We start from the raw sequence: 12,228 nt of genomic DNA on the forward strand, positions 1-12,228 counted from the left end.
ACTTTAAAACAAGGAAGTTAGATTGATATAAAACAGATTTAAGTATATTACAGCAATTTATGGCTCAAATTAGAATTAATAAAGTATTAAGGGAACTGAACATCTCATTAGATCGTGCTGTGGATTTTTTAGAATCTAAAGGTATCGAGATTGAGAAAAGTCCTAATACAAAAATTTCGCAAGAGGTTTATGACACGCTTTCTGATGAATTTCAGACAGATGCAACAAAGCGTGAAAAAGCCCAAGAAGTTAGTGAAGCTAAACTCAAGGAAAAGGAGAAGCTTCGCGAACAGCGTGAACGCGAAATTGAAGAAAAAGAAAAGGAAGAAGCCGCAAAGGAAACTGTAGTAAAAGCTAAGGCCGATTTAAGTGGACCAAAGCAAATCGGTAAAATTGATTTAGAGAAAAAACCTGAGGCGAAGGCAAAAGAAGAGAAGAAGGAAGAAGAAAAAAAGCCAAAGGAAAAGCCGGCTGCTAAAAAAGAAAAACCTAAGAAAGAAACTAAGGAGCCTAAAAAGGAAGAAAAGAAGGTTAAAACCAAGAAAGAAAAGCTAGAAAATGAAGATGAATCTGGTGAACCTGCAGAAGAAACGCTAAAGACACAATACAAAAAACTTTCTGGACCAACATCTACCGGAAAAAAAATAGACCTTTCTCAGTTTAACAAACCAAAAAAGAAGAAAGAAGAAAAGCCTGCTGCATCTAAAGACGGTAACAAGCGTAAGAGACGTAGAATCAGTAAAGGAGGAAACGATGGTGGAGGAAGACCAAATTTTGACAACAGAAGAGGAGGAAAAGGAAGAGGTTCTAGACCGAAAGTGGTTAAAGAAGAACCAAGTGAAGAGGAAGTACAAAAGCAAGTAAGAGAAACGCTTGAAAAACTTCAAGGAAAATCCAGTAAAGGAAAAGGAGCAAAATACCGTAGAGAAAAGAGAGATCAACACCGTCAGCAGACTGAGATCGATCAAGAAATTGCAGCAGCAGAGAGTAAAACGCTTAAAGTAACTGAATTTGTTACCGTAAGTGAAGTTGCCACAATGATGAATGTTGGTGTTACTGAAGTGATTTCAGCATGTATGTCGCTTGGTATGATGGTGACTATGAACCAAAGATTGGACGCAGAAACATTATCGATCGTAGCCGAAGAATTTGGTTATGATGTAGAGTTTGTTACTGCAGATATCGAAGAGTCCATAGAAACGGTTGATGATGATCCAAAAGATTTAGAACCTCGTGCTCCAATAGTTACGGTAATGGGTCACGTAGATCATGGTAAAACATCGCTATTGGATTATATACGTGAAGAAAATGTAATTGCAGGCGAATCAGGTGGAATTACACAGCATATAGGTGCTTATGGTGTTCAGCTAGATAGCGGACAAAAAATAGCATTTTTAGATACACCAGGTCACGAAGCCTTTACGGCAATGCGTGCTCGTGGTGCTCAGGTTACAGATATTGCTATTATTGTGGTGGCGGCAGATGATGCCATAATGCCACAAACCAAAGAGGCAATTTCACACGCTCAAGCGGCTGGAGTTCCTATTGTATTTGCAATTAATAAAATAGACAAGCCAGATGCTAATCCTGAAAAAGTAAAAGAAGGTTTAGCAAGCATGAATTTATTGGTGGAAGATTGGGGTGGAAAAATCCAATCCCATGATATATCTGCCAAATTTGGTACAGGTGTTAAGGAGTTACTAGAAAAAGTACTTCTTGAAGCTGAATTATTAGAATTAAAAGCCAATCCTAATAAACCTGCTCAAGGTACAGTTGTGGAAGCTTACTTAGATAAAGGTAGAGGTTATGTTTCTACCATTTTGGTACAGGCAGGTACTTTAAAAGTTGGTAACTATGTTTTAGCCGGAAAAAATAGTGGTAAAGTAAAAGCCATGCACGATGAACGCGGAAATGATGTAGAGGAGGCTGGGCCATCTACACCAGTATCAATCTTAGGATTGGATGGTGCGCCACAAGCAGGTGATAAATTTAATGTATTTGAAGATGAGCGTGAAGCGAAACAAATTGCTGCTAAACGAACACAATTACAACGTGAGCAATCGGTAAGAACGCAACGTCATATTACATTAGACGAAATCGGAAGACGTATTGCGCTTGGTGATTTCCAAGAATTGAACATCATTCTTAAAGGTGACGTAGATGGTTCTGTTGAAGCGTTAACAGATTCGTTCCAAAAATTATCTACCGAAGAGATACAGGTAAATATTATACATAAAGGTGTTGGAGCCATTACAGAAAGTGATGTATTATTAGCAACAGCTTCTGATGCTATTATAGTCGGATTTAATGTGCGTCCTGTAGGAAATGCGAGATCAATAGCCGATAAGGAAGAAATTGATATCAGAACGTATTCTATTATCTATGCAGCTATCAACGACCTTAAAGACGCTATGGAAGGTATGTTATCTCCAGAAGTTAAAGAGGAAGTTACAGGTACTGCCGAAATTAGAGAAACGTTTAAAATTTCTAAGGTTGGTACTATTGCAGGATGTATGGTTCTAAGCGGAAAAATCTTTAGAAATTCTGGAATCCGTTTAATCAGAGATGGTGTTGTAATCCACACAGGTGAGCTTACATCTTTAAAGCGATTTAAAGATGATGTTAAGGAAGTATCTAAAGGTTACGACTGTGGTATGCAACTCAAAGGTTATAACGACATTCAAGAAGGGGATGTTATTGAGGCATTCCAAGAAGTTGAGGTTAAAAAGAAGTTGAAATAATAAAAACTTTTAAACATAAAAAAGCCGACTTATAGTCGGCTTTTTTGTTTTATTATTACTATTTAGGAAACTACTTTTTATCCAACTTTGGCTGAAAGATAATTGCATTCATATACTTTTTCTTGATTTTCACTAAAGCTCTATCGGCTTCCAATCTTGTGGCAAAATTACCAACCCATACTTTATAGTTTGGTGTGTTCCAAACGACTTCAGCGGGCCATTCTCCATAAGCATTAGAGAAATTACTTTTTTCACGTTGCGCTTTATCCGGATCTACACTTTGATAAACCTGTATTCTATATACCTTTGTTGTTTTTATATCTTTTTTGTATTCCAATAGCTTATCAATATCACTATCCTGGTCTACATTGACTTCGCCTTGTTGAGCACTCATTGTAAATGAGAACATTGCAAGTAAAATTACTACGCTAAAATATTTGGTTTTTATTGCCATGGTTTTTTATTTAAATACAAAGGTATATTATTCAACGCAAATGCTTAAAAAATCTTATTTAGAATTGGTATAAATTAGATATTAACACTTCTCTAAGATTTCTAAAATCGACTTTATATCTTACTTTTGCATGAGTTTTTACAAACATGTTTTTTCGCATTTAAATGAAAAAATCGTACCAAAGTTTAGAAGATAATTCAACTCATAATATGAAACAGGTGATCTACCGTAATTTAACCTCTAAGATTCTTCATTTAGGTTTTATTTTATTACTCACGTTTTCAACCTCATTAATAGCTCAAGAAGGTGATCCAGCGAATGGAAAATCACTCTTTAATGCTAACTGTGCATCTTGTCATAAACTAGATAAACCAATGACTGGTCCTGCGTTAAGAAACGTAGAAGCTAGATTGGCAGAAGAACAAGGCTTGGATAGAGAATGGATAAATGCATGGATACGTAATAGTGCTGCCATGATTAAATCTGGTGATCCGTATGCGACTAAGATATTCGCTGAATGGAATAATACGGCGATGACAGCGTTCCCGCAATTGAGTGACCAAGACATTACTGATATTTTAGCTTATACAGCACAACCAAAACCAGAACCTGTTGTATTGAATGGCGGCGGTGGTGAAACAATTCCTGATGATAGGGGAGCATCAAATAACTTAATCTTAGGTGCTCTAGCGATATTGTTTGGTTTATTAGCTGTGGCGTTAGTTTTGGTTAAGCGTACATTAAATCGTTTTGCAGATGCTAAAGGTATTGAGGTAGCAACTAAGGAAAAAGGATTACCGCTTTGGAAAGCTTTTGTTCAAAACCAATTCTTGGTGTTGGTTACAGTTATTTTCCTTTTATTGGCGAGTGGATATTTTGTATATGGTTATTTTATGCAGGTAGGTATAGATCAAGGTTATGAGCCAGTTCAGCCAATTCACTATTCACATAGGATTCATGCTGGTGACAACGCTATAGATTGTAAATATTGTCATTCCTCAGCGAGAGTAAGTAAGCATTCAGGAATCCCATCATTGAATATTTGTATGAACTGTCACAAGTCTATTTCAGAAGTGGCACCAGAAACTTTAGCAGAAGGAAGAGAGTATGGTGTAGATTACAACGCTGAGATCCAAAGACTTTATGATGCGGTAGGATGGGACGGAACAGCTTACACAGGAGATTCTAAACCTGTAAAATGGATTAGAATTCACAATTTACCAGACTTTGCATATTTCAATCACTCGCAACATGTTTCGGTGGCAGGTATTGAATGCCAGACGTGTCATGGTCCTGTTGAGGAAATGGAGATAATGTACCAACATGCACCATTAACGATGGGTTGGTGTATCAATTGTCATAGAGAAACCAATGTTAAAGTACAGGATAACGGCTACTATACTAAAATTCATGAAGAATTGTCTAAAAAGTATGGTGTCGATCAACTGACTGCGGCACAAATGGGTGGATTAGAATGTGGTAAGTGCCACTATTAAAAAATTAAAGAATTACGATTGACGAATTACGAATGTTAACACAAGAAAAATCGTAAATCGTAAATCAAAAATCATAAATTAACACTATGTCATCAAACAAGAAATACTGGAAAAGTGTTGAAGAGCTAAATGAAAATAGCTCTATTGTTGAGACGCTAAAACAAAATGAATTTGTGGAAGAAATTCCAACAGATGAGTTTTTAGGCGATAAAGAGGCTTTAGAGTCTTCGTCAACATCGCGTCGTGATTTCTTAAAATATGTTGGATTTAGTACGGCGGCCGCTTCATTGGCAGCTTGTGAAGGTCCAGTGATTAAGTCAATTCCTTATGTTGTACAACCTACGGAAATTATTCCAGGTGTTGCTAATTACTATGCTACAACCATAGCTAATGGTTTTGATTTTGCTAGTGTTTTAGTGAAGACAAGAGAAGGACGACCAATAAAGATTGAAAACAATACAGATGCAGCAACCAATGGTATAGCTAATGCGAGAGTGCATGCATCAGTTTTAGGTTTGTATGACAACCTAAGGGTGAAATCACCTATGAAAGGTGATGCCAAGATTTCTTGGGATACCTTTATGTCTGAAACAACTTCAAAATTAAATGGATTAAGTGACGGAAAGCAAATCGTTTTCTTAACGGCAACCATGCCTAGTCCATCAACACATAAATTAATTGCAGACTTTTCGGCAAAATATGGTAACGTAAAGCACGTTGCTTATGACGCTGTATCAGAATCTGCAACTTTAGATGCTTACGAAGCTAAGTACGGAACAAGAGGAATGGCTAATTATGATTTTTCAAAAGCCAAAACCATTGTTTCAATCGGAGCTGATTTCTTAGGAGATTGGCAAGGTGGAGGATTTGAATCTGGTTATGCAAAGAATCGTATTCCAGATCATGGTAAAATGTCTCGTCACATTCAGTTTGAATCTAATATGTCTTTATCTGGTGCAAACGCAGATAAACGTATTCCTTTAACGCCAAGTGAACAAAAATTGGCTTTAGCTAAACTTTACAGTTATGTTACTGGTGTAGCTCTACCTGGTTCTTTGCCAGAAGGGTTAGACAGCGCAGTAAAAGCTGCTGCCAAAGAATTGATAGCGGCAGGTAGTAATGGTGTTGTGGTTTCAGGTATTCAAGATGTGAATGCTCAAACTACAGTACTAGAGATCAATGAGGAATTAGGTAGTAAGGCTTTTGATCCTGATACAACTATAAAAACAAGACAAGGAAGCGACAAAGCAGTAATGCAATTGGTTGCTGATATGAAAGCTGGTAGAGTTGGTGCACTTATTATGAATGGTGTTAACCCAATGTACAGTTTGCCAAGTACGATAGATTTCAAAGCAGGATTGGATAAAGTAGATTTATCTATTGCTTTCTCGATGAAGCAAGACGAAACGGCTTCCAATTGTGATTATATTGCGGCGACACCACACAATTTAGAATCTTGGGGAGACTTTGAGTTAAAGTCTGGTCATTATTCAATGATGCAGCCAACAATTCGCCCATTGTTTGATACAAAACAATTTCAAGAGGTATTGTTAGCTTGGAACGGAAACGATTCAACATATAGAGATTTTATTAAATCATACTGGACAAGCAATATCTTAGGAGGAAGTTCTTTTAACAAAGCTGTACAGGATGGTGTTTTTGTTACTAGTGCTTCGTCTGATTTAGTAGAAGCGGAAACGGTAGAAACAACAACTGAAGATGCTGAAGAAGCGACTGTTTTAACAGGAGGAACTGCAGCAAGAGCTTTGGCTAATTCTGCAAAATCCAATGGTATGGAGTTGTCATTCTATACCAAAGTAGGTATGGGTGATGGGCAACAAGCCAATAACCCTTGGCTACAAGAGTTTCCAGATCCAATAACTAGAACAACTTGGGATAACTACTTAACAATTTCTCAAGCTGATGCAGATAGATTAGAATTAAAGAATTGGAATGTTGCCAATGGAGGACTTAACGGAAGCTATGCCAATGTTACGGTAAATGGAGTAACGTTAGAAAATGTTCCGGTAATTGTTCAGCCTGGTCAAGCGAAGGGATCTGTAGGTTTATCTTTTGGATATGGTAGAAAAGCCGGCCTAAAGGAAGAAATGCAAACAGGTGTTAATGCTTATAAGTTATATCAGAACTTTAATAATGTTCAAGATGTAACGATTAGCAAAGCAGCAGGTGAGCATGAATTTGCTTGTGTGCAATTACACAATACCTTAATGGGTCGTGGCGACATCATTAAGGAAACAAGTTTAGAGATTTTTAATACTTATGGACCAGAGGATCATTATCATGGATGGAACAAAACACCAGTAGTTTCATTAAACCATGAGGAAGTAAAGGTTACAAACCCAGATGTAGATTTATGGGAATCTTTTGATCGTTCAGTCGGACATCATTTTAACCTATCTATAGACTTAAATGCCTGTACAGGCTGTGGTGCATGTGTTATAGCATGCCATTCAGAAAATAACGTTCCTGTAGTAGGTAAAACTGAAATGAGACGTAGTAGAGATATGCACTGGTTGCGTATTGATAGATATTACTCTTCTGAAGATTCATTTGAAAGTGATAACGAAAAGAAAGAAAATATTTCTGGTTTAGGGAGTTCTCTAAGTGAGTTTGGTGAGATGGAAAGTCCTGCAGCCAACCCACAAGTAGCATTCCAGCCAGTAATGTGTCAACACTGTAACCATGCACCCTGTGAAACAGTTTGTCCTGTTGCTGCGACATCCCATGGTCGCCAAGGTCAAAACCATATGGCATATAACCGTTGTGTAGGTACAAGATATTGTGCTAACAACTGTCCTTATAAAGTACGTCGTTTCAACTGGTTCTTATATAGTAAGAATGAGGAGTTTGATTATTACATGAATGACGATTTAGGACGTATGGTGTTAAACCCAGATGTGGTAGTACGTTCTCGTGGTGTTATGGAGAAATGTTCAATGTGTATTCAAAAAACACAAAAAACTATTCTAGATGCGAAGCGTGAAGGACGTCCTGTTAAAGATGGAGAATTCCAAACAGCTTGTTCAGCAGCATGTGGAAACGGAGCGATTGTATTTGGCGATATTAACAACAAGGACAGCAAAGTTGCCGAATTAAAAGATGATAAAAGAGCGTATCACTTACTAGAACATGTAGGTACTAAGCCAAATGTGGTGTACCAAACTAAAGTAAGAAATACAGCTAAAGCATAAATAAATTAAAGAAACACGTATATAATTATGGCGTCTCATTACGAAGCACCTATTAGAAGACCTTTAGTTACGGGAGAAAAATCGTATCACGATGTTACTGTAGATGTAGCAAGACCGGTTGAAGGCAAAGCCAATAAAGCATGGTGGATTGTTTTTAGCATTGCTTTGGTCGCATTCCTTTGGGGAATAGGTTGTATCATTTATACCATATCTACAGGTATTGGAGTTTGGGGTCTTAACAAAACCGTAAACTGGGCTTGGGATATTACTAACTTCGTTTGGTGGGTTGGTATTGGTCACGCAGGAACACTAATTTCTGCAGTACTCTTACTTTTCCGTCAAAAATGGAGAATGGCAATTAACCGTTCTGCTGAGGCAATGACAATATTCTCGGTAGTACAAGCAGGTTTATTCCCAATTATTCACATGGGTCGTCCATGGTTGGCATACTGGGTATTACCAATTCCAAACCAATTTGGGTCTTTATGGGTAAACTTTAACTCACCATTACTTTGGGATGTATTCGCGATTTCAACATATTTATCGGTTTCATTAGTATTCTGGTGGACAGGTTTATTACCAGATTTCGCCATGATTAGAGATAGAGCTGTTAGACCATTCCAAAAGAAAATATATTCATTATTAAGTTTCGGTTGGTCTGGTAGAGCAAAAGACTGGCAACGTTTTGAGGAAGTGTCTTTGGTACTTGCTGGTTTAGCAACACCTTTAGTACTTTCTGTACACACTATTGTATCGTTTGACTTCGCCACTTCTGTTATACCTGGTTGGCATACCACGATTTTCCCACCTTACTTTGTTGCAGGTGCGATTTTCTCAGGTTTTGCCATGGTAAACACACTTCTTATTATTATGAGAAAAGTGTGTAATCTTGAAGATTATATAACGGTACAACACATCGAATTAATGAACATCGTAATTATGATTACAGGTTCTATAGTAGGTGTGGCATATATTACTGAGTTGTTTATTGCATGGTATTCTGGTGTAGAATACGAGCAATATGCGTTCCTGAACAGAGCAACAGGACCTTACTGGTGGGCATATTGGGCGATGATGACTTGTAATGTATTCTCTCCACAATTTATGTGGTTTAAGAAACTCAGAACAAGTATTATGTTCTCATTCTTTATTTCAATTGTTGTAAATATCGGAATGTGGTTTGAGCGCTTTGTAATTATCGTAACATCATTACATAGAGATTACTTACCATCATCTTGGACAATGTTCTCACCAACATTTGTAGATATAGGTATCTTTATCGGAACCATTGGATTCTTCTTTGTATTGTTCTTATTGTACTCGCGTACATTCCCTGTAATTGCACAAGCGGAGGTTAAGACTATTTTAAAATCTTCGGGTGAGCGTTACAAGCGTATCAGAGAAAGCGGAGACAGTTTAGTAGGTACAGGTGCTGATGCCAGAACCTCTAATTTTAAACTTCCTGAAGAAACGACAGGTTCAAAACCACAGCAAGATGATGTTGAAAAGTTGGGTAGCCTATTAGAAGGAGTTGGACGATTTGATGCAGAGCTTCAAACACCAGATGACCTTAAAGTAATTAGCGGCATCGGACCAAAAATGGAACAAACGCTTAATAATATTGGTATTTATACTTACGCGCAGGTAAGCAAAATGACGAAAAGAGAATATGACTTGTTAGACTCAATTACAGGTTCTTTCCCAGGAAGAGCTGAGCGAGATGATTGGGCAGGACAAGCAAAAAAATTATTAAATAACTAATATAGTCTATGGAAGCTTCGAAAGTAATTCATGCTATTTATACAGATGATGATGTATTAATGTCAGCCGTTAAAAAGGTGAAGGCAGAGAAACATCACATTGAAGAGATATACACACCTTTTCCAGTCCACGGACTAGACAAGGCAATGGGATTAGCTCCTACACGTATTGCCATAACCGCATTTATGTATGGTTGTGTTGGTCTAACGGTTGCTATTGTGATGATGAATTTTATAATGATTGAAGATTGGCCACAAGACATTGGTGGTAAACCAAGTTTTAGTTATTTAGAAAACATGCCAGCTTTTGTTCCAATTATGTTTGAGCTTACGGTATTTTTTGCTGCTCACTTAATGGTAATTACATTTTATCTTAGAAGTAGAATGTGGCCATTTAAAAAAGCTGAAAACCCAGACCCAAGAACAACAGATGATCATTTCTTAATGGAAATAGCAGTACATGATAATGAAAGTGAATTAACTTCATTATTGCAAGACACTGGAGCTGTTGAAATAAATTTAGTTGATAAAGAAGATGCACATTAATATGAAGACATCGTTAAAATATATCGTAGTATTAGTAATGTTGATAAGTTTTGTGTCTTGTCAAAAGAATTCAAGACCAAACTATCAGTATATGCCTAACATGTATGAACCAGTTGGGTATGAAACCTATCAAGAATCTGACGCTTTTGCAAATGGTGTTGAAGCCCAATTACCAGCAGAAGGAACAATTCCAAGAGGTGATTTTATGCCTTACGAAATTGAAAATACTAATGAAGGTTATGAATTGGCAAAAGATACCTTAACAAACCCATTAGCTGATCCTATTCCTTTGGAGATGGCTGATTCTATAAAGGTCGATCCTAATGTACCTAGAGTTGATTATGCCGTTGGTGGTCCACTTTATGCTATATATTGTGCAATTTGTCATGGTACTAAAGGTGATGGTCAGGGAAAATTAGTACAGCGTGAAAAAATATTGGGTGTACCTAGTTATGACGACCCAGGTAGAGCCATTACAACAGGTAGTATTTACCACGTTATTTATTACGGTAGAAATACTATGGGTTCTTATGCAAACCAATTGAATGAGAACGAACGTTGGCAGGTGGTTGCTTATGTTGAAAAGCTAAAAGCGGATTTAGAAAAATAAGATTTAGATAAAGATTATATAATGGAATATAAAATTTCAAATCGATTAAGAATGGGTGCAATCATCATGGTAGTTTTAGGACTATTAGGTGTTGTATATGGCTTTATGGATGCAAATAGTGTTACTGAAGACAATATTTCTGAAGTTATAGCGGCAGAACATCATGGACATGGTGATGCACATGCTACTGAAGGCCACGGCGATGAGCATGCTGAAGAAGCTCACGGTGAAGAGCACGGAGAATCTGCGTCTCATGTTGATGATAGTCATGGTGATGAGGCACATGGAGGAATGACAAAGCATGAAGAACACGCTTTACACCAAATTCATAATAGACCTTACTCAGCTTTATATGTTGCAGCATTCTTTTTCTTTATGATTGCTTTAGGTGTACTTGCGTTTTATGCCATTCAATATGCGGCACAAGCCGGTTGGTCACCTGTATTATTTAGAGTTATGGAAGGTATTACATCTTATGTTTTACCAGGTGGATTACTAGTATTAGCAATCGCTTTTGTTGCAGATAGTCACTTATTTGTATGGTTAAAAGAAGGTGTAACTGAAGTAGGTCATGAGAATTATGACAAATTAGTTGCAGGTAAATCAGGATGGTTAAATAAAACAGGATTCTTTATCAGAGGTTTAATCTTTTTAGGGGGTTGGTCTTTATACAGATATTTCTCTAGAAAATTCTCATTGGCGCAAGATACAGCTGATGATAATAGAAACTTTAAAAAGAATTTTAGAATTTCAGCTGCATTTTTGGTATTCTATATCTATACAGAATCAATGATGTCCTGGGATTGGATTATGAGTGTTGACCCTCACTGGTTCAGTACCTTATTTGGCTGGTATGTGTTTGCAAGTATGTTTGTGAGTGGTATTACTGTTATCGCAATGATAACGATATACTTAAAGTCTAAAAATTTACTAGAGTTTGTAAATGACAGCCACATACACGATTTAGCTAAATTTATGTTTGCTATTAGTATTTTCTGGACGTATTTATGGTTCTCTCAGTTTATGCTGATATGGTATGCAGATATACCAGAAGAGGTAACGTATTTCGTAACACGTATTGAAGATTACAAATTACCATTCTTTGGTATGTTGGCACTGAATTTCATATTCCCATTGTTACTATTAATGAATAGTGATTACAAGCGTATCAATTGGTTTGTGATAATGACTGGTATTGTAATCCTTTGTGGACATTATATTGATGTATTCAATATGATTATGCCAGCAACTGTAGGTCCTAGATGGTCTATAGGAATTCCAGAAATAGGTTCGATACTATTGTTTGGTGGTCTTTTCTTATTCATTGTCTTTACGGCTTTAGGAAAAGCACCGTTGCTAGCTAAGCGAAACCCATTTATGAAGGAAAGTGAACATTTCCATTATTAATT

At 37.0% G+C, this 12,228-nt stretch carries 8 protein-coding genes; 7 read left to right on the forward strand and 1 reads right to left on the reverse strand.

Annotated elements, in window-relative coordinates; genetic code table 11:
- Window positions 1–59 precede the first annotated feature (59 nt).
- Window positions 60–2,741 (forward strand): translation initiation factor IF-2, encoded by a 2,682-nt coding sequence (gene infB / locus ACQ65V_RS06740; RefSeq protein ID WP_430467344.1) that lies wholly within the window; start codon window positions 60–62, stop codon window positions 2,739–2,741.
- A 70-nt stretch (window positions 2,742–2,811) separates the two neighbouring features.
- Here the strand turns inward: infB and ACQ65V_RS06745 are convergent, their stop codons facing one another.
- A complete protein-coding gene (locus tag ACQ65V_RS06745) occupies window positions 2,812–3,195 on the reverse strand; it encodes an SPOR domain-containing protein (protein ID WP_155088714.1) in 384 nt (127 codons plus the stop codon).
- 209 nt (window positions 3,196–3,404) lie between these two features.
- Between ACQ65V_RS06745 and ACQ65V_RS06750 the strand changes: the two genes are divergently transcribed.
- From ACQ65V_RS06750 to ACQ65V_RS06775, 6 genes are all read left to right on the forward strand, one after another.
- Complete coding sequence (locus ACQ65V_RS06750) at window positions 3,405–4,691, forward strand: c-type cytochrome (RefSeq protein ID WP_430467345.1); 1,287 nt, start codon at window positions 3,405–3,407, stop codon at window positions 4,689–4,691.
- A gap of 86 nt (window positions 4,692–4,777) precedes the next feature.
- A complete protein-coding gene (locus ACQ65V_RS06755; RefSeq protein ID WP_430467346.1) occupies window positions 4,778–7,903 on the forward strand; it encodes a TAT-variant-translocated molybdopterin oxidoreductase in 3,126 nt (1,041 codons plus the stop codon).
- Window positions 7,904–7,930: 27 nt separating this feature from the next.
- Entirely contained in the window at window positions 7,931–9,664 is a 1,734-nt protein-coding gene (nrfD, locus tag ACQ65V_RS06760; protein ID WP_155088711.1) for an NrfD/PsrC family molybdoenzyme membrane anchor subunit, read from the forward strand.
- Between the two features lie 8 nt (window positions 9,665–9,672).
- The gene (locus tag ACQ65V_RS06765; RefSeq protein WP_155088709.1) at window positions 9,673–10,209 is read left to right on the forward strand and encodes a DUF3341 domain-containing protein; all 537 of its coding nucleotides are present in this window, start codon (window positions 9,673–9,675) and stop codon (window positions 10,207–10,209) included.
- A gap of 1 nt (window position 10,210) precedes the next feature.
- Window positions 10,211–10,819, forward strand: coding sequence for a c-type cytochrome (locus ACQ65V_RS06770; protein ID WP_155088707.1), 609 nt, complete (start codon window positions 10,211–10,213; stop codon window positions 10,817–10,819).
- A gap of 21 nt (window positions 10,820–10,840) precedes the next feature.
- On the forward strand, window positions 10,841–12,226 hold the full coding sequence (locus ACQ65V_RS06775) for a quinol:cytochrome C oxidoreductase (RefSeq protein ID WP_430467347.1): 1,386 nt from the start codon (window positions 10,841–10,843) through the stop codon (window positions 12,224–12,226).
- Window positions 12,227–12,228: the final 2 nt, after the last annotated feature.

Origin of the sequence: Winogradskyella ouciana (assembly GCF_965284585.1) — a bacterium.
Taxonomy (GTDB): domain Bacteria; phylum Bacteroidota; class Bacteroidia; order Flavobacteriales; family Flavobacteriaceae; genus Winogradskyella; species Winogradskyella ouciana.